At 28.0% G+C, this 20,676-nt stretch carries 19 protein-coding genes; all 19 read left to right on the forward strand.

From position 1 onward, the window contains the following. The first annotated feature begins 38 nt into the window (after positions 1-38). The 19 genes from BT107_RS13950 (at position 39) to BT107_RS14040 (ending at position 20,649) form a co-directional block, all read left to right on the forward strand. Positions 39-932, forward strand: a complete 894-nt coding sequence (locus tag BT107_RS13950) for a carboxypeptidase-like regulatory domain-containing protein (protein WP_072304437.1) — start codon at positions 39-41, stop codon at positions 930-932. A gap of 211 nt (positions 933-1,143) precedes the next feature. After that, positions 1,144-1,668, forward strand: a complete 525-nt coding sequence (locus BT107_RS13955) for a hypothetical protein (protein WP_072304438.1) — start codon at positions 1,144-1,146, stop codon at positions 1,666-1,668. A gap of 243 nt (positions 1,669-1,911) precedes the next feature. Beyond that, a complete protein-coding gene (locus tag BT107_RS13960) occupies positions 1,912-2,673 on the forward strand; it encodes a hypothetical protein (RefSeq protein WP_072304439.1) in 762 nt (253 codons plus the stop codon). Positions 2,674-2,957: 284 nt separating this feature from the next. Further along, a complete protein-coding gene (locus tag BT107_RS13965) occupies positions 2,958-3,227 on the forward strand; it encodes a DUF6515 family protein (protein WP_139254328.1) in 270 nt (89 codons plus the stop codon). Between the two features lie 71 nt (positions 3,228-3,298). Next, complete coding sequence (locus tag BT107_RS17560) at positions 3,299-5,332, forward strand: YHYH protein (protein ID WP_072304441.1); 2,034 nt, start codon at positions 3,299-3,301, stop codon at positions 5,330-5,332. 13 nt (positions 5,333-5,345) lie between these two features. Further along, entirely contained in the window at positions 5,346-5,609 is a 264-nt protein-coding gene (locus BT107_RS13975; protein WP_072304442.1) for an EF-hand domain-containing protein, read from the forward strand. 429 nt (positions 5,610-6,038) lie between these two features. Then, a complete protein-coding gene (locus tag BT107_RS13980; RefSeq protein ID WP_072304443.1) occupies positions 6,039-8,288 on the forward strand; it encodes a hypothetical protein in 2,250 nt (749 codons plus the stop codon). A 423-nt stretch (positions 8,289-8,711) separates the two neighbouring features. Further along, positions 8,712-10,484: a hypothetical protein gene (locus BT107_RS13985; protein ID WP_170854742.1), complete on the forward strand. Its 1,773-nt coding sequence runs from the start codon at positions 8,712-8,714 to the stop codon at positions 10,482-10,484. 106 nt (positions 10,485-10,590) lie between these two features. Continuing rightward, a complete protein-coding gene (locus BT107_RS13990) occupies positions 10,591-11,769 on the forward strand; it encodes an aspartyl protease family protein (RefSeq protein ID WP_072304445.1) in 1,179 nt (392 codons plus the stop codon). Between the two features lie 113 nt (positions 11,770-11,882). Beyond that, positions 11,883-12,701: a hypothetical protein gene (locus tag BT107_RS13995; RefSeq protein ID WP_072304446.1), complete on the forward strand. Its 819-nt coding sequence runs from the start codon at positions 11,883-11,885 to the stop codon at positions 12,699-12,701. Between the two features lie 198 nt (positions 12,702-12,899). Continuing rightward, the gene (locus BT107_RS14000; RefSeq protein WP_072304448.1) at positions 12,900-14,009 is read left to right on the forward strand and encodes a serine hydrolase domain-containing protein; all 1,110 of its coding nucleotides are present in this window, start codon (positions 12,900-12,902) and stop codon (positions 14,007-14,009) included. Positions 14,010-14,216: 207 nt separating this feature from the next. Further along, positions 14,217-14,930, forward strand: a complete 714-nt coding sequence (locus tag BT107_RS14005) for a YARHG domain-containing protein (RefSeq protein ID WP_170854743.1) — start codon at positions 14,217-14,219, stop codon at positions 14,928-14,930. A gap of 213 nt (positions 14,931-15,143) precedes the next feature. Further along, entirely contained in the window at positions 15,144-15,782 is a 639-nt protein-coding gene (locus BT107_RS14010; RefSeq protein ID WP_072304450.1) for a hypothetical protein, read from the forward strand. Between the two features lie 122 nt (positions 15,783-15,904). Continuing rightward, positions 15,905-16,492 carry a leucine-rich repeat domain-containing protein gene (locus BT107_RS14015; RefSeq protein WP_072304451.1) on the forward strand — a complete coding sequence of 196 codons (588 nt, stop codon included), beginning with the start codon at positions 15,905-15,907 and terminating at the stop codon, positions 16,490-16,492. Between the two features lie 254 nt (positions 16,493-16,746). Continuing rightward, complete coding sequence (locus BT107_RS14020) at positions 16,747-17,136, forward strand: hypothetical protein (protein WP_072304452.1); 390 nt, start codon at positions 16,747-16,749, stop codon at positions 17,134-17,136. 395 nt (positions 17,137-17,531) lie between these two features. Beyond that, positions 17,532-18,347, forward strand: coding sequence for a hypothetical protein (locus BT107_RS14025; protein WP_072304453.1), 816 nt, complete (start codon positions 17,532-17,534; stop codon positions 18,345-18,347). Between the two features lie 161 nt (positions 18,348-18,508). Then, positions 18,509-18,868, forward strand: coding sequence for an O-antigen ligase family protein (locus BT107_RS14030; protein ID WP_072304454.1), 360 nt, complete (start codon positions 18,509-18,511; stop codon positions 18,866-18,868). A 252-nt stretch (positions 18,869-19,120) separates the two neighbouring features. Next, positions 19,121-20,017, forward strand: a complete 897-nt coding sequence (locus BT107_RS14035; RefSeq protein ID WP_084639239.1) for a hypothetical protein — start codon at positions 19,121-19,123, stop codon at positions 20,015-20,017. Beyond that, positions 20,017-20,649: a hypothetical protein gene (locus tag BT107_RS14040; RefSeq protein WP_072304455.1), complete on the forward strand. Its 633-nt coding sequence runs from the start codon at positions 20,017-20,019 to the stop codon at positions 20,647-20,649. The genes BT107_RS14035 and BT107_RS14040 overlap by 1 nt, the downstream gene beginning before the upstream one ends. Positions 20,650-20,676 lie beyond the last annotated feature (27 nt).

Below are 20,676 nucleotides of genomic sequence, written 5' to 3' on the forward strand. Positions count from 1 at the left end.
ATTCCCGTACTAACCATAGCCTAAACGTTGCCCACAATATGAAAAAACTACCTGCAATCATAGTCCTACTAATTTCAAACTTTTGTTTTAGTCAATTAAAATCAGTAATTATTGACAGTGAAACGAAAGAAAAAATACCTTATGTAAATATTTGGGTGGAAAATGAAAACATTGGAACAACATCAAACGAAAATGGAGAATTTGAATTGGAAATTGATGACACTAAAATCATTCTGTTTTCTGCAATCGGATTTGAAACAAAAAAAATATCATCCGATTCGATAAAAAATATTTTAGAGTTAAAACCATTAATAACTGAATTAGACGAAATTATTATCAATTCTAAAAAATCATCTCAAGAGTTGACAATTGGAGAGTTTAAAAAATCTAAAATCAATACTTATTTCGCTTGCGGAAAACAGCCTTGGATTTCAGCTAAATTTTTTGCCTATAACGAAAAATATGAAAGAACGCCTTATCTTAAAAAGTTAAGAATATTGACAAATAGTGACGTCAAAAATTCAAAGTTTAATATTAGACTTTATGGAGTAAATGTAAATGGAGAACCTGAAAATTATATTTATAATGAAAATATAATTGGAATAGCTAAAAAAGGAAAAAAAACAACGGAAATTGACCTTTCCGAATTAAATATAGAATTTCCCAACAAAGGTTTTTTTGTTGCGATTGAATGGCTGATAATAGAAGAAAACAAACACGAATATAACTATACAATGGAAGGCTCAAGGAAAAAATTAATTGGAACTTCTTACGAACCTGCAATTGGAACTGTTCCTACTGAAACTAATGAAAATAGTTGGAGATTAAATCAAGGGAAATGGAGAAAAGCCTGGAAAAACAATAATAAAGCTATGAGAAAATATAGAAATAAATATAATCAGTTAGCAATTGAATTGACATTAACAAATTAAAATACTGTGGGCAACACGGTGTATAAAACATAGCTAATAAGTGCTAGACCGGAAGGTTTGTGTATATTTAGAAAGTCCGCCAAATTTTTAATTTGGCTTTTAAAAAAGAGAAAAATTAAAAGCAAAACATAAAAATTAGGCTCTGTGTTAATCCGAAAATCTAGTGTCTTTTTTCACGCTACGTTTCATACACTAACCGTTACCAAACATTATGAAAAGCAATTTTAACTATGTCATTATAATTATTATTGGATTAATAATAGCTGGAGCATCGTTTGCTTCCTCAATTTTGACGGAGAATATAAACGCTGGAATATGGCTTGACAGGGGTTTGTGGATAGGAGAAATTGCTGGAATCTTTATGTTACTGTTGAATGGAACATTTATAAAAACCAAATACTTCAGAGTTATAAAAGGTATAATGGCTCTTATAATGATAGGAGCATTATTAAAAATTTTACATTGGGAATTTCAATTTATAACTGGTAATCTGATATTAATAGTTGGATTTATAGGAATAATGACAACATACTTTTTTAGCTTCTTGAATAAGCCAATTAAAAAGCGACTTGATTATTTGAAACTTGCCTGGGTAATTACACGATATACTGTAGGGGTTTTAATCTTTTTGCATATAATTCATCGAGATTATCAAGTGATTGCATCAATAATTATGTGGGCTGCTATATTTGATTATTTAATAGCAGAAAAGAAGAAAGGAAGACTCTTTGAATAAATAACGTTTGGTAACAGAACCTAAAATTAATACGGTGACTTGGTGTTTAATCGAAAAGCTTGTGTAATTTTATAAGGTCGTCAAATCTGTTTGATTTGACATTTTAAAAAACAAAAAAATAAACGCAAACAAAAAGCTTTGTCTTAGCGCGAAGACGGAAACGAAAAGTTTCCTTACTACCGCACTACGCTTAGCCTAGACGTTGTAAAACATTTGAGAAATAAAATCTACATACTATTAATTTTGATAACATTTAGCTGTTCTGAGTCTAAAGAGAAAGAAACTGAACGGATTGAAATGCGGAATTTAACAGTTTTTGAACTTGACTCTTTAATCTATGAATCTGAATACGAATTGACAATTCGGGAAAAAGATAGTGTCATAACATATAGTTACAGAAACAAAACTGACCCGAATAAAAACAAAGGCTTTCGGTACTTAAAAAATTCTGACCTCCTTTTTGCTGGACCATCTGAATTTTATCAAATAGACTCAGATAAATTTCCAGTAATTTTTGGTTTTGAATTATATCATTCTGACCCAACAATAATGGATGCAATGGGACCGGTAATATTTAATAAGGAATATGGCGTTCTGGGATTTGATAATGGTATGCTTACACAATACTATTTCACCAATGGAAAAACAGACGATATAGAATTACCGATTTTATATAAGGGAGAAAGTGCTGAATCAAATTTAGAGGGTATTTGGGAATCAAAGAACTCAACTTCTTATAGTAAAATTCATTTTTATAAAAATAACGTTTGGAAACGCACTTTTATAAATTATGAGAAAGACACTATTACTGAAAAAGGCAAGTTTACAATGGCCAAAGATAGTGCTATATTCTTCCGCTATTTTGGTTCACAGCATTGGCCAAGTATGGACACTATAAACGATTATAAAACGTCCATCGGCAGTTTCGTTCTCTTTTTAAATTCAAAGAATGAATTAATCGATAATCAAGAGGATTATAAAAAGATATATATCAAGACGGAATAAAACGTGTTACAACAACACCTATAAACAATACGGGTTTCGCGCTTAATCGAAAGGTTTGCCTATATTTATGGTGTCGCGAAATCTTTGGGATTTCGCTTTTGACGAGAAAAAAGAAAAAACAAAACCAAAAGATTTCGCTATGTGCGTGGCGGAAAGTAAACGCCAGTTTGCTCCCGTACTGTTCATAACTAACCCGTTGTAACCAATTAAAACCCTACCTCAAATTAAACCTTTTTAATTTATTACAATCAAAGATGTATATGAACCTTAAAAATAAAATAATTATGAAAACGACACTTAAATTTATGTTTGCACTTGTTATTATGATAGGATTCACTACAAATGGTTTTTCTCAAAAAAAACATATAGTTGTTTATGTTAAAACACCTAAAAAAGTTATTAAACCAACTATTGGATCTATAGTTTATCAGTTATCAAAAAATGCCAAAAAAGTAGTTGTAAACAAATCTCGTTATATAAAACATAATAATGTATTATATACTAAAGTTATAGTTAAAGGAAGAAATGCTTATAAAGTTGTAAGATATTCTTAAAAAATATAACAATTATAAACACAGGTTAAACTAAGTTTAATCTGTGTTTTATTTTTGCAAAAAATCTAAAAATGAAAAAACATTTAACACTAATAATACTTATTTTAAGCATACAACTTACAGTTTGTTCTCAGGAGAAAAACCAAGGTTTAACAGCAACAATAATAGGTTCTGGCTCGCCAAAATTTAATACAGAACGTTCTGGTCCTTCTGTATTAATATCATATAAAAACACTAAAATATTAGTAGATATGGGAAATGGTGCACAAGACAATCTGAATAAATTACGCCTAAAGATTAAAGACCTAGATGGATTACTTTTTACACATCATCATTTAGACCATAACGAAGAATTTGCTCCTATTTTTATTCAATCGCTACTAGGCGGAAATAAAACAACTATTGCGGGTCCAAAACATACTACTTCAATCATTGCTAATATTCTTGATATTTATGAAGAAGACATTGAGTATAGATTATCAAAATCTGGAAGAAGTTTAAAAAGTGTAAAGTCCAACTATGTTGCTAAAAACTTGATAGGAAGTAATTCTTTCTATATTGGAGACATAAAAATATCATACACGCCAGTAAACCATACAATTGCCACAAATGCCTATCGTTTTGATGCTGGAAATCAATCTATCGTGATTTCTGGAGACTTAACATATTCTGAGTCATTACCTATTTTAGCAAACAATGCAGATTATTTAATAATGGATTCAGGAGGTGTTATTGAATTAGGAAAACAAAGGAAAGCAAGAAATAATCAGCATAAAAGTGGGGCTAAAAATAAAGAACAAGCACACGTAAATTTATCCGAAAGTTCACAAATGGCTAAAGAAGCTAATGTTAAAAATTTAGTGTTAACACATTTCAACTTTACCAATATTGATGAACAAGCGACAACTACTGAAATACGTAAAAACTACATTGGAGAAGTTTTATATGCTTATGACTTGATGGTTTTACCTTTAGAAGAAGGAATGCATAGTCATGATGGTGTAACACACTCACATAATAATGAACATTTACCAGAAATCACAAATTCTGCCAAGAAAAAACTATCACTTCAAAACAAAGTTTCGATAACAGAAGACAAACAGAATGATGTTCGTATTATAAAATCTAACGCCATTCCAAATCATACAGTTGGTGAATTCCCTACAAGAGGAAATCCAAACACGATTACAGAGCAAAACAAAGTTTATACTATTGATTTAACACCAGAACTAGCGAATAAAATCACTTATGTTTATGATTTAACCATTGATAGCGGAAGACCAAGTTATGTATTTGGTGTTGCTATAAATGGTGTAAAATTTGAACCTTCTGCCAACGAATATTTCAGAAATACAGAAACAAACGAACCTAATTACGAATGGACACTTGAACCTTTAAGTGATGAAGTAAACCTAGGTGAAGATTATAACAATGCACACGTTCAGCCCAATGGTGAATATCATTACCATGGAACACCAACAGGATTGGTAGAAGGTTTTGATAAAACCAAAATGACTTTAGTAGGTTGGGCAGCAGACGGATTTCCTATGTATTATAAAATGGGATATAAAGATCCTATGGACGCCAATAGTGGCGTTATTCAGTTAAAATCTAGTTATACTTTAAAACAAGGCGAAAGACCAGGAAATGGAGTTTCTGCACCAAACGGAACCTATTCTGGTAAATTTGTACGTGATTATGAATTTCAAAAGAATTATGGTGATTTAGATACTTGTAATGCAAGAACAGGCGTAACACCAGAATTCCCAAACGGAACCTATTATTATATCGTTTCAGATGAATTCCCTTCTGCTAGTAGATGTTTTATGGGAACACCAAGTAGTGATTTTAAAATTGGTGGAGGAAAAAGTAAAGCTCCAGAAAAGCAAAACAAACCACAACAAAGTCAACAAAAACCAAGAGAAAATCAAGGAGCCATCACGACTCCAAACTTTACTAATATGCTCAAAAAAATGGATTCAAATAATGATGGAAAAATATCAGAAGCTGAAGCTAAAGGAAAATTAAAGGAGAACTTTAAAAATAGAGATAGTAATAAAGATGGATTTATTACAGAAAATGAAATGAATAGAAGAAAACGATAAATAATAAAAAACAATGAAAAAACAATTCAAAATTTTAGTATCTACAAGTTTAGTAATAGCTTTTACAGCTTGTAAGTCTAGTCAAGACACAACAGATACTTCAAACAACAGAAAACCTCAAGATGCATCTCAATTATTTAAAAAAATGGATACAAACAATGACGGGAAAATTTCAAAATATGAAGCCAAAGGGAAATTGAAAGAGAATTTTCTAAAAAGAGATAAAAACAATGATGGCTTTATTACTAGAAATGAAATGACAATAAGAAACAGATAAAACTGGTTACAACAAAGAACTGAGGTAAAAAACAAGTAAAAACTCATTAATTTTTAACTAAAGTACTTCTATAAGAATCATCATATATTAGTCCTGATTTTGCAATAGCAAAGGCTTAGTCCTCTACAATTTACAAATCTCGAAGCGTTGGGACTCGCGGATTTTCTATTCGGTTTGTATTTGCTAACTTTAGTGCTTAAACACGTAACAAACCACATACAAACACGTTAGCTATTATTTAGGAAATGAATTTTAAATATAATTTGATATTATTATTACTTAATATTTATTTTAAAATACTTAAACTATAAAATTATTCGCTCACAGTTTGTTTCTGATAAATTCATTAGTACTCTTCATAAATATAAAACAGATAACTACGAATAGTGAAAATAAATACTACATTTAGAAAAAATTGATCTTAACATTATGAGGAGAAAAATAATACTTTATGCTTTTACTTTTTTATGTACTAGTCTTTTTTTTAGTTGTGATTTTAAAAAGGAAACTAAGCATGTTACGCCTGTAATTACAGAACCTACACCTAATGATTCAGTAATCGTTAAAAAAGAAGCTGAGTTACCAAATAACGATAAGCCCTTACAAAATATATTTAGCACAATAGACTTTAATAAGTTTTCAGATATTATTACTGAAAACGATAAAAGGAATTTAAATATTTTTTTACCGATTACAAGAATTGAAAAATACACAAGTTTAGACGAAGAATACTTTGCTGTTTTTACTGAAGATAAGGCAATACCCGAAAGTCCTAATTTCCCTAACTCTCGTATCAACTTTTATTTATTAAAAAAACTTAATATTGATGAAAATTCTAATAACAATTACGAGGTAATTAATAAGTTCTCAGAAAATTCTCAAATTTATAGTAAATACGACGTAAAATATAAATTTTTAAACAAAGTTTGCAACTTTGATACGGTAGACGATAACGGTATTATAACTCCAATAATTTTTACTCAAGAAAGAATTATAAAGTATAATACTGAAACGACAACTATCTATATTTTTTCAAAAGAAAAAATGATAAAAATAGAGATTGATAATGAAACTGAAGGAACCAACAGCGTTCGAGTTTCTCCTTATTTTTATACACTTTCAAACATCATTCAAAATAAAGTAAAGCAAACTATTAATAATTTAAATATTATTCGTGTAACACCTTATTCTGAAGAGTATGAAGATTATATTGGATTCGAAGGATTTTGGGATACTAAAAAATGCTTTTGGGATGGTAGTACTGAACCTATTGTTTATAAAAGCACCCAAATTGCAAATACTAGTCTTGAACTTCCTTCAGCGCCATTAAATTCATTAGAAGAATTAAAAGATATTTACGAATCTACATTTCCTACATCACAACCTATTAGTTTTAATTTCGGAATTAATCTACATCATGAATTGGAACTACATACTGGTACCATTAACAACAATATGGACACCTCTGTGATATTACCTGATACTAAACTTGAATATTTTTTTGTATCCGAAAAGAACAAAGTTTTAACACAAACTATTTTTGAACATAATTTTCTACTACTAGAACCAAAATCATCTGACCCTTTTGATGATAATTCTATTGTCTATGACTTGAATGATGGATATCATGCTATAAACTGGGACTATCAGAATGGATGGGAAAGCGAAAATCTTCGGTTATTCCCTAAAGGATTGCAGGAAGGTAAATATGTTGTTTACGCTAAGTTGAGTTATTTTGATGGAGAACAAGAACAAGTCTTTTTTTCTGAAAAAGAGATTTTAAACTACTTAAAACCACATAATAGAACTAAGAATAAAAAACTTTTAACATTGAAAGTAAAATATGACTCTATCTACCCAACTTCAAAAGATTTACAAATAAATACTGGAATTAGATATTATAATAAAGAAGGTTCTTTACAGCAATTTCAGTATATGCCATATATAAAGAATACTACCAATTACCCTATAAATACCAATGAATCTTCTTTTATTTTTTATTATGTAAATGATAAAGATGAGGTCTTTAAAAAAGAAATATCAAATGCCTTTTTTAATGTTCTTGAACCTAATGATGATGATATTTTAGGAGACAGTTATTTTACTCATATTGTTGATGACTTCTGGGTTGAAAATAATATGATATATGATTCTCCAATAATAAAAGGTTTAGAAAAGGGGGAATACTTAATTTATTCAGAACTTATTTCTAATAAAGGCTATTCATACTATTCTAAAAAAGAGTTTGTCAACTTTACAAAAACAGCGCTATATGAAAGTCAAAAAACAGATTCGCTATACCAATCTTACCAAGAGTTTAAAAAAGAGTTATCAGAAAACAAATCAATTAAAGGAAAGAAAGAAAACAGTTCGAATTGCTTTAATAGAAAATCTAACAACAACCTATACAGTATAACAACTTGTTATTACCCTAAACAGTTCAAAAACCTTGAATTATATAGCATCTTAAAATACTCTAATATAAGTTTAACAGATAAACTTATAGAACAGATACCTAAAAGAGATACTATATACCTTACTAAACATAACGATCAAGTATCATTTAGTATCCCTAAGAGAACTGTTGACACCTTAAAAATAAAGATTAACAAGACCCAATACCATATATACAAGAAAGATAATTTTCCTGTTATAGAAAAATACTTTAGGTTAAATTAAATCGGTTTTTTTTAATTTGGAAACAGATAGAATATACAACCAAAATTAATCGAAATGATACCAACTAAACAATGTTGGTTTTGTTGGTATAATTTGTATTACGACAAGGATAACATTTGCTAACAAGGTATAAAAAACATAGAGCGTTTGTGCTTAATTAAAAAGTCTGTGAATATTAACAAAGTCCGCTAAACATAAAATTTGGCGTTTATAGTAGAAAAGATAAAAAGCAAAATATTTATATTTAGCTAAGTAATAAACCGAAACGAAAGTGCTTATCACCTGCCCTACGATTTCTTATACTGAACGTTGGCACTCATTGAGCAACGAACTCAAATTGAGGAATGTAAAATGTTTTTTAATAAAATTAAAATAATTACTAAAATTACATTCAAAGTGAATATTAATTAAAAAATAAATAATATGCATTTAAATTTTATCAAACTACTAATCCTAACAATGCTTATTTCAACAGCAGGAATAGCACAAAACTTCAACGATACGTTTACTGTTTCTAGCTATGGAAATATTAATAAAGATGGAGCAATATTAAATAATATCGTTTTTGAGTGCAAAGTTAGTAATACCTACAAATGGGATAATTCTGACGGAGCTAAAAAGGAAGATAAATCATGGAAAATAATAGGATCTGTCACAATAGACGGTAAACTAAACGCTACAGGTTATGCTTACAAAAATAAAATTTATCCTTATAATGACTATAGTGGTAAAAATCCAAAAATAAATTTACCAGACGCTATTGATGCACGTGTTGTGTTTGTAAACGGATTTAATAAAAGCGGTAATTTCACAAGGTACTCTGGAGTTAATTTTGATGGTCACGGTGGGGAAAAATCTACACCACATAGACTTCAAGATTATCAAATTAGTAGTATTCAAATTACAAGTTCTCGTAACGCATCTACAGAAAGAACAATTCAGAATTTTCTTGATAAAATGTCTCACAATCAAAATAACTCTAATTCAGAAAGAAATAATTCTGTTATAAAGAAAAATAATAATGAAAATAACACTAATTCTTCATCTAGAAATATTACCATTAATAGCAATACTTCAACAAATACTAATTCAAGGTATTTGGAGAATTTAAACAAACAAGTAAAAAAATCTAATAATGATTTTGAAAACGCTAAAAAAAAATTAAACACAACCCTTGAAGAATTTGCCTATTACCAAAGAGAACGCTCTGACTTACAAGAAGATAGAGAATACCAAAGAGTTCAAGAAATAGCTGATGAAAGAAAAAAGGAAAAATCAAGAGAATATGAACAAAAAAGAAATGAAGAGAAATTACTTCGTTTAAAAAAAAATGAAGCCAATTCTTACGAAGACGATTTTGCTTGGAAATATCACTTAATTTATCCTAAGGGAAAAAACGATATATTATCAGGTAATCGCGGTGGAAAAGCGGAGTACAATGTTCTTTATTGCCAGATTTTCAGAAATTCAGAAAAAACTCTGGAAATTGAGAAAAATATGTATACTGTAAAAAAGTATCAATTTGATATTAAAAAAAGTAATATTATAAAATTTATTCGTCCAGAAAATTTAGACGGTAAAACTTTTATATCCATCGTTCGATTTACTTTATGGAATTTTGCCTCGCAAGGTGAGACAGAAGAAATTAGTTCAATCGCGGTAACAGATAATATTGAAGAAATTAACACAATTGATAAAAAAACTCAAGAACTAAGCAAATTAAGCAATTTAAGCGAAATTAATATCAATCAATACGTCGAGAATATTAATCAAATAGAATATAATAAAATGCTTATTAAGTATGGTAAATCATTAAACAATGTAATTGATAAATATGATGAACTGCCCTTATTTCATGGAATGCAATGGCTTCTAAAAGAAGGGAAATATGATAAAGTTAAAATTTATAATGATTATAAAAATCGATTTGAAAAAAATATTAGAAGAAAAATGGATTTTGATCTAATAAATAGTAATCGCGACAATGAGAAGAAATCAATTCGCATAATAATAGAATATAAAATAAGTAAAGAAGGTGTTTATGAAATACTATCATCATCGAGCGAAAATGCTGTAATTGATAATCATTTTTCTGAAATAATAAAATCAATGAACAATAATGTAAGAACACCTGCTAGAATAAATGGTAATCCTGTTGATTTTGAAGATAAATTTAAAATGACTATTAAATATTAAATTTTTATATTTAGCTAAGTAATAAACTGAAAAGACATCGCTTATTTACTGCCCTACGTTTCTTATACGGCAACGTTGGAAATAATTTAAAAGAAACAAAAAACCTATGAAGAAATTATGTACTTATCTAGTATTAATTTTTGTATCATCTAGTTTTATTACAAAAAAAGAGCTTATTGAAAATCAATATATCAAAGAGATTCCATTCAATTTTGATTACGGAGTACCAATTATTAAAGCCTCAATTAATGATATAGAATACAACTTCCTATTTGATACAGGAATGCCAACTGTTCTTTCAGAAAACATAACTAAAGAGCTTAAACTAAAAAGTATTCGTACTGTAATGGGAATGGATGTTAATGGTAACAAAAAAGAGGAAAGTTATGTGATGGTTGATGAAATTAGTATTGGAGAGATTGGTTTTAAACAAATTGAAGCCCTTTCAACTGATTTAAGTACTGGTTTTGAAATTGGTTGTTTGAATCTGGATGGCGTAATTGGAAATAATTTAATCAAAAATGCCATTTGGGAAATAGATTATGAAAATAAAGTAATTCGCTTAACTGATAATATTGATAATTTTAAAATTCCCGAAAACGCTGCTATTATCAAGTTCAAAACAAATAAAAAAAAGGGATACTATTCGCCTAGCATAGATGTTACAGTAAATAAGAAGAAAAGAAAAGGTGTAAAGTTTGATACTGGTTCTAATGGTGGAATTAAATTACCATTGAATTTTTATTCAAGTGTTCTTGATGACAATAAAAGTGTTGAATATTATGGTAAGGCGGCTGCTGCAATTTATGGCAAAGGCGAAAATAAAAACTATGTAGATTCAAAGGTAAACTCCATTGAAATTGGCGGCTTACATCTTCAAAATAAGATTGTCACTTTTAATGAAAATTTTCCAACAGTTGGCAACCAATTCCTTAAAAATTTTAAGATTATTATAAGTTATGATGAGAATAAGATATATATGATAACGCAAAAAGAATCCATCAGTACAATATTGGAAAATTTTGGTTTTCAAACTAGTGTGAATGGTCAAAAAGCAATTATAGCAATCATCTATAAAAATTCTAACGCTGAAAAAAAAGGACTTCAGTTAGGCGATGAAATAATAACAGTAAATGATTTTAATTTTCGAGAATTAATATCGAAAGATGCTTGTGATTTTCTTTTAAACAATCCAATTAAGAAAATGGACTTAATCAATATTAATTATTCAAGAAATGGAGATGTACAATCTTTGGAACTAGAAAAGGAAACTTTGATTGATTAAAAACTATTGCCAACAAAGAATAAAAATCATAAACCGTTTGTGCTTAACCGAAAGGTCTGTGTTTATTTATACGCTACGTTTAATACACAAGACCAGTTAGCCTTAATTAAAAAATGAATAAACCAATACTATTATTACTGATTTTAATAACAATTTTATCTTGTAAAACTGAAAAGTCAACTGAAATAATTGTTATTGGAACACTTCATAAACCAGAATCTAATTTTAACTCTGAGATTCTCTTTAATATACTAGAAGATGTACAACCCCATTTTATATTAGAAGAACTAGACTCTTCTTTCTTTACTTCCAATTTTAGACACAAAAATGTTTCAGATAGTAATGAGCGTATGGCATCTGAAAAATATATTGAAAAATACCCGACAACTAAATTGAGACCATATGAATTTGAAGGTAGAAATGAATATAGGATAAATACTGGCTCACGACCTACAGACGGTTTAACAACAAAACTTATAGATAGTTTAAACAATGTTGGTTTATTATCTAATACAGAAGCTAAAATTGATAATAAATACAAAGCTCTCTTAGAACCATTAATAATATTAGCATCTAAATCCCCTGAAAACTTTAACAACTCTACAACGGATAGCATTTGCGCAGAAAGACAATATTATCAGTATAAAATGTTGAGGAAAATAACCGATAAAAGAGATGAGTTTGAGAATCAATATTATACCAAACCAAATGGAGAAAAAATAAGTTACCGAGATGGGTTTAAGTTGGCTGGTGATTTTTGGGATTTAAGAAATAAAACAATGGCAAAAAATATAATGAGAATTTCTGAACAGAACAAAGGCAAACGAATTGTTGTTCTCTGTGGATTTATGCACAGATATTATATTTTAAGTGAATTGAAAAAATTAACAAAGAACAAAAACATTATCTTAAAAGAATATTACGAGAATTAAAAAACTACGCATAACAACGCATAAAATTCATTGCTAGTAAAAGCCTATTTACCAATCCCGAAGCGTTGGGAGGCATTTAGAACAAGAAAATAAAAGCAAAATATTTATATTTAGCTAAGTAATAAACCGAAACGAAAGTGCTTATTTATTGCCCTACGTTTCTTATACTAACCGTTGGCATTCATTATAAAAAAACGAATGAAAAAATATTTAAAAGCATTAATTGGACTTGCACTTTCGAGTTGTTCTAATGGACAAACAACCGTTGCTGAAAATGGGATTGAAGTCATAAATAACGGAATTACCAAAAAACAGTCTGAACTTCTATTTGATAACACCAAATCATTTCCAAACGGAACTCAACTTTCGATTGCTTTAATTAAAAATGGAAAAATTGACTTTATTGGAGTTGAAAGAAGAAATGACACAATTAAGTTAATAGAAAATCGGAAGAATACTTTTGAAATAGGTTCTATAACTAAAGTATTTACAGCAACCTTGTTGTCAAATTTTGTAAACAACAAAGAATTGAAATTAGACGACAATATCCAAGATTATCTTGACTTTAAAATTAAATCTGAAAACAGCATAACTTTCAAGGAACTTACAAATCATACATCTGGACTACCAAGATTACCTTCTAATTTAAATCTTTTTCTTGTAGACCAAGACAATCCTTATAAAGATTATGACGAAGAAAAACTCATAAGCTATTTAACGAAAGAAGTGAAACTAAATCAAGAGCCTGGAATTAAATATGAATATTCTAACCTTGGTGCTGGAATTTTGGGATTTGAATTAGCTACTATTTCAAAATCATCTTATGAAGCGCTACTACAAGAGAAAATATTTACAAAGTACAAAATGATAAACTCTACTAGTACAAGAAAAAATGTAGAAAACAAACTTGTCAAAGGATTAAAACCAAATGGAAAAACGGCATCGAACTGGGATTTTGATGTTTTAGCTGGTGGTGGAGCGATTTTTTCTACTGTAGAAGATTTATCCAAATTTGGTTTAGCTCAATTTGATAATACGAATAGCGAATTAGCTCTAACCCAAAAGCCTACATTTAAAGTAAATGACAATATGAGTATAGGTCTTGGATGGCATATTTTAAAAAGAAAAAACGGAGGCGAATTGATTTGGCATAATGGAGGAACTGGTGGTTATACTTCGTCAATGGCTTTAGATTTAGAAAATAAAAATGGAATTATAATACTATCCAATGTTTCTGCATTTAATAAAAAAATGGGGAATATTGACCAACTATGTTTCGGATTAATAAAAACATTGAATATAAAATAACGAAATGCCAACAATTGCTATAATTAATATGGGTTTTGGTGCTAAACCGAAAAGCCTGTGAATATTAACAAAGTCCGCTAAATATAAAATTTGGCGTTTATAGAAGAAAAGATAAAAGCAAAATATTTATATTTAGCTCAGTAATAAATCGAAACGAAAGTGCTTATCAACCGCCCTACACTTCTTATAATGAACGTTAACTACCATATGAAAAACAAACTCCCTAACATATTAATATTTCTTTTTTGTTCATTAATCGGTTCTAGTCAAACAACTGGGGATTTAGTTGACATAGAACAACAAAACATTAAAACTTGGAAAACTGATAAAGAAAAATATTATGGAACTTATTCATTTGGTTTTTCTGAAAATGAATCTGAATTGAGAATTTTCGGAAATGATACTATTACTATTGCTCAGCACAAATATATCAGCTGGAATGGAAAAGGGTGGGACAAAAAATATATAACTTTTACAAATGTTAAAATTAATGACTCTAAATTTTATTCGGACCAATATAATGGAGTATTTATTAAATTTAAGACATATGATGAAGGTGAAATTATAGAAGGATTACATTTAGAAAAATATTTAACATTCCAATATAGAGGAAAAAATGAAAAAGGTGGAGAAATTGGAAATAAAAACAAAACTTATATCGAAGGGAAATACCCTAAATCATCTACAAGTATTTTAAGTTATAATTATTTAAACTCCTTAAATATTGACAAACTTAATATAATGAGAAATGAAATATTTGCGAGGTACGGCTATAAATTTAAAGAAGGTGGGAAAATGAATAATTATTTCTCTAATCAAGATTGGTATTATGGTCAAAACAAAAATGTGAATGAATTATTGACAATAATAGAGAGAAAAAATATTATTCGAATTAAACAGATTGAAAAAGAAAAACGGTAGTTAACACGGTATAAAAAACATAGGGAGTTTGTGCTAAACCGAAAATTCTGTGAATATTAATAAAGTCCGCTAAATATAAAATATGGCGTTTATAGAAGAAAAAATAAAAGCAAAATATTTATATTTAGCTAAGTAATAAACCGAAACGATAGTGCTTATCACCTGCCCTACACTTCTTATAATGAACGTTTTTCATGATTTGAGATAACCGAAATGATAAAGATATTTAAGCGAAATATTAAGTCTGAATATGAGGAAAGATTAAAAAAGTCGTTTCCAAAAGAATTGTATTCGGACTTGAATGAAGTTTTGAAAATTTTACCATTAGATAAGAATCTAGTTAAATTATGTGATGACCAAACTCATAAAGTTGACAATCTAATTCACGAATCGGAATTGAATATTGAATTTAATAACGAAACCCTAATAATTCCTTCTAGGCTTTACTTTAACGAACCAAATCCAGAATTAGAGAAATCTTTGACTGACAAACAAAAAGACATTTTAAATTGTATTTATTTACGTCATCACAATGGATATTTAAGAGAAAAACGACTGAATTTAATATCTGATAATTCAGAAAAGTGGACTGTTCCATTTATAATTCAATTAATTGGTGAATATGTTTATGAATTGCTTCCTATTATTTACAAAAAAATAGACAAAAACACTCTGGATTATTACGTTGATTTTATAGTTGAAAACCCTAAATATTGGCAACAGACTGAAAGTAGAATGATAAGCTATTGGAATGAATATTATAGATACAAATTTCCGAAATTGAAAGATTATTTGGGATTTGAAATTGTTAACCGAATAAAAAAACGAAAGCAGAATAATGGCTATAAGTAATTGCTACTTCTAGCCTACTTACCAATCCCGAAGCGTTGAAATTTTATCTAATTTTTATTTGCTAAATTTAGTGTTTAAACCAGGCAACTAACCATACACAAACGCGTAGCTAATTAAAAAAAATGAAAAATTTAACGATACTAATCCTATTTTTTCTAGGATTATTTTTAAAAACTTACTCTCAAACAAAAACCCATCAATTATGGGAAAATACTGAAATAGGCTCTGTAATAGTATATTATTCATTAGAAGAAGCTTTAAAGAACCCTGAAAAAGTTAGAGGTTTACAAATAAGAGATAAAGGACTTGAAAAGATACCTAATGACATTTCGAAATTAATAAATCTTGAATATTTAAGATTACATCATAATAAATTTGAAAAGATTCCTGATTTTATATTCAAAATGAATAAAATTAAGGTTCTTGAAATTGGAGGTAACAAATTAAAAATTATCCCTAAAGAAATTGGTGAAATGACACAACTAAAACATTTAGGACTAAAAGCTAATAACTTAACAACTCTTCCAGAATCAATTGGTAATTTAACTAAATTAGAATCACTTGACTTAGATTTTAATCCTTTGAAAACACTTCCTAAATCTATAACAAAACTTAAAAATTTAAAAACGCTATATTTTTCTCATAATGATTTATCTAATGATGATAAAGAAAAAATTAAAAAATTGCTTCGCCAAAATCGCGGCTATTAAAAGCTAGCTACAACACTATATATAACAAATTGGGCGATTAGTACTTAACCGAAAGGCTATTGTCTATTTAGAAAGTCGTCAAATCTTTTGATTTAGCTTTACATAAAAAAGGAAAAAAATATTGGGCTTGTGTTTAATCCGAAAACTTATCGCTTGTTTACAGCTCAACTAATCTTATACATAAACGTTGGCAATAATTAGTAACAATGTTTAATTTAAGGCGACTAACTAGTTATTAATTCTAAATCAATAAAATGAATACTAAAATATTAATGACCTCAAGTGCTTTATTTTTGGCTATTATTGGAATCCTTCTTTCTTTTTTACCAAATGAAATATTGGAATATCTAAATGTTGAGCCAAATATTATTACTATACTTTTTGTAAAAATAATGAGCGCATTATATATGGGTTTTGGAATTCTAAATGCGATGGCTAAAGGAACGTTAATTGGGGGGATTTATAATAGACCAATTGCAATTGGAAATCTAATGCATTTTGGTGTTGGGGCAATTGCACTAGTTAAAATTGCTTCTAAGATTCAAGTACATTCAGAAATTATCATTTCTCTCGCAGCAGTGTATGTGATTTTTGCAATACTTTTTGTCTATGTTTTTAAAACTAATCCGACAAAAGTAAAATAAAACTATTACCAACAAAGCCTAAACGTAATGCGGACTTTAGGGTAAAACCGTAAGGTTTGTGTACATTTAGAATGTCGCGAAATCTTTGGGATTTCGCTTTAGAACTAAAAAAAAGAAAAGCAAGCTAAAAGTTTCTTTGCCTACCCTACCCTACTTGCCATAGTTTAAACGTTAGCTGTAATTAGCTTTACAAAACGGAAGAAGGTCTATAAATAAACCAACTTTTTTTGATATTGAATATAAATTAAAAACTAACGAATATAGGTTGGTGGTAACATTAGGTTTAAATAATTCTAATATTTGGAGTATTAGAAATTTATAATAAGGGAAAATTGACTCAATAAATCAATGTTTTGAACTTGATTTTGGATATAAAGCTAACACCGTAAAAAATAATGAAGAAAATAATTTATTTTTTAATATTGACTTTACTTTTTAATTGTAAAACTGAAAATAAAAAAGATAAAAAGAGTCAAGAAATAATCGAAAATAAACAAGATTGGATATTTATTGAAAATCTTAAAAACAGAAAAAAAATAGATGTAACCGAACTAAAATTAATAAAAAGCAATATTATTTCAGATGAAATAAAAGCAATTATATCAAATGATTCTGTTCAAATATTAGAATATAGAAAAGTAGGAAGTGACGAATACCAAGAAGAAAACTGCACTGTTATAGATTATAGAAACAATACAGATTTTAAATCAATGATGCATTCTTATACGTTGTCTTCCCTAAAAAATGAAATAGAAAATGGTGAATATGTTTATAAAAATGACTTAAAGAATAAAACAGAAAACACATACAAATTACTAGAGAACACATATTTTAGGATTAATTCTTATAAGGATAATCCTATTATTAATTCTGGAGGTATTTATTATCCCATTTATTTAAATAATAACGCCATAACTTTTACATATATGGATGGAATTGATGTAAGCTATTTTTCTAAAATTGAAAAAACAAAAAATGAAACTTTTATTTATCATTTAGGGGAGAACAAGTTTTATGAAATAAAAATCCTTGACAACAATTCTATGCTTCAAATTTGGAAAGACCAAGATAATTCTTATACACTTTTGGCTCCATTAAAAACGGTTTTAAAATTACCTTTATTAGAAACAATATACACAGAAATGGACTATTCTTTTGAAGGATTTGATACGATAAATTTAGAACAAATATTTAATTCAGATACTAACTAACTGTGCTTAACCCAAAGTCCATTACTTAGCTAATACAAGACCGTTATAATACACTGAAAACAGGGTAATAGAAAGCATTTATAATATCTACTTTTGTAACTGGAATATCTCAGAATTTGATCTCGTATGAATATCATTGATAGAGAAATAATAGTAGAATAATGGAAAAATTAATTGGATACTCTTGTATTATAGTAGGTCTTATATTTATTCTAGGAGTACTATTTTTTTCTAAACAGCAAATAAGGAGGCCTATTTTTAGAGCCAGTATCTGTTTAACTGTTCCTATATTAGCATTATGGATTTCTTTTACTTTTGGAGTTTCTTTAGCTGAAGATATAATATTTGAATGGCCATACAACACAATATTTTTAGTAACCCTTACGGTTTTAACTTTTATTTTTAATGGTTTTAAGATGAAACATCTAGTGTCATTCCTAGTGTTTTTAATTGGTTTTATGATGATATATTTTGGCCTTTTTTGGTCGCTTATTATTGGCAATATGCGTATTGGATTTTAATAAAAAAGGATACTAAAATTCAAAAAATTTTATAAAAAAATCTGAAAAGAAAAGATGTAACTAATTAGGAGAAAAAGAAAACACTTTATAACAAAAAAATAAAGAGCATTAAAATTACTTTTTATGAAATAAGTTGGCATTCATTAGATAAATAACGAAAATAAATGATATTTTAAAAAAATTGAAACTCTTGTGTTTAACAGAAAACCTACCTATTAATAATAAGGCTGAGTTTATCTTATAATTTTACATATGAATAAAATACTAATACTACTAATTTTAGCCACCACAATTGGGTACGCACAAAGAACTAAAATAGATAAGAACATAACAATAGATTTAGAAGAATTAAACTTAAAGGGTAATGTAAAACGAGTAACGACATATGAGAAGACATTGGATGTCGATACTACTGCAATCATTTATGAGGAAAAAGAATTTAATGAAAACGGATTTTTATTATTAGAAAAAACCTATCGTCGTGGTAAATTGAATACTACTTATAAATACACCTATAAAGACGGAAAAGTAGAAACCTTAATTGAAACCAAATTACCACCTTACGGATATACCACCATTAAAAAGTATGTTTATAAAGATAACGTAATAGAGATGAAAGCTTATGAAGATGATAAGCTGACAGAATCTTTTACACAAAAAATGGATAAAAACAACAACATTGTATATTCAAAACACGACAACTACACCTTCAAATCGTATTGTGAACATTTTTACGAATACGACAATAACAATAATGTTACGCGCCTAAAAAGAGAATGTTACAAAGAAAATGTAAAAAACGATAGTTATACCGTTGATTATACATATAAAGATAATTTGCTAGTAAAAACGCATCAATCTAATAGTGCTATATATGATGGAAAACCAACTACAGATATTTACACCTATGATAAATTAAATAATTGTACTGAATTAAGTACATATATTAATAATGTATTCGAAAATAAAGAAACTAAAGTTTACAAAAATAATTTATTAATAGAACACCATTTTTTTGATAAAGATGGCGCTAAAATAACAGTTGTAAACTATGAATATGATAAGAATAAAAATGTTAGTAGTGAAGCCATTCATAATACAAAATATAAAGAAACTACTATTAAAACCTATGTAGTAGAAGAATACTGATGAAGAAAGCCACTAGAAAATATATCAATGAATTTAGTAAACAGGCAAACAAATTAAATTATACATTAATCACTAAAGACAATTTATATATTGCAACAGGAAATAATATTTATATTACTATAGAATTTAAACTTCAAAAAGTTGTTATAGAAAATGTTCTTGTTGCAGAATTTACTGTTATAATAGGTGATTACAAAAAAGCATTGGAAGATGGTATTTTAAATCCTGTTTCAGAAGAAAAAATCATTATACTTGAAAACGATTTTTACAATAGCTATTCTGAAGATCCTGTACATGCAGTTAATAAAGACACCATAAAAAAGCTTAAACCTTTTATTGGGCTTAACTCACGTATCTACAAAAATTCTGAATACACTTTTTTTCAACAAATAGGTAATCACGATCTTATTTTAAAAGACCCTTTACCTATACAAGTTATTAGAGGTAAAGCAGAAATTAATCAAGTTATAGAACAACTAAAACAAATTAACTTGCCTAATGGGTGGCTAATACAAAAATCTAAAGGCATAGGTAAAAAGAGTAATGTTAAAATATATAAGAATATAATAATAATCACAATTATTATAATGATACTAATTAGAGCTATCATAGCTATTGGTACATTATTCTAAATATTTACAAAAAGTTACACTAATTAA

The organism is Cellulophaga fucicola, assembly GCF_900119145.1.
In the GTDB taxonomy this organism is placed as follows: Bacteria; Bacteroidota; Bacteroidia; order Flavobacteriales; family Flavobacteriaceae; genus Cellulophaga; species Cellulophaga fucicola.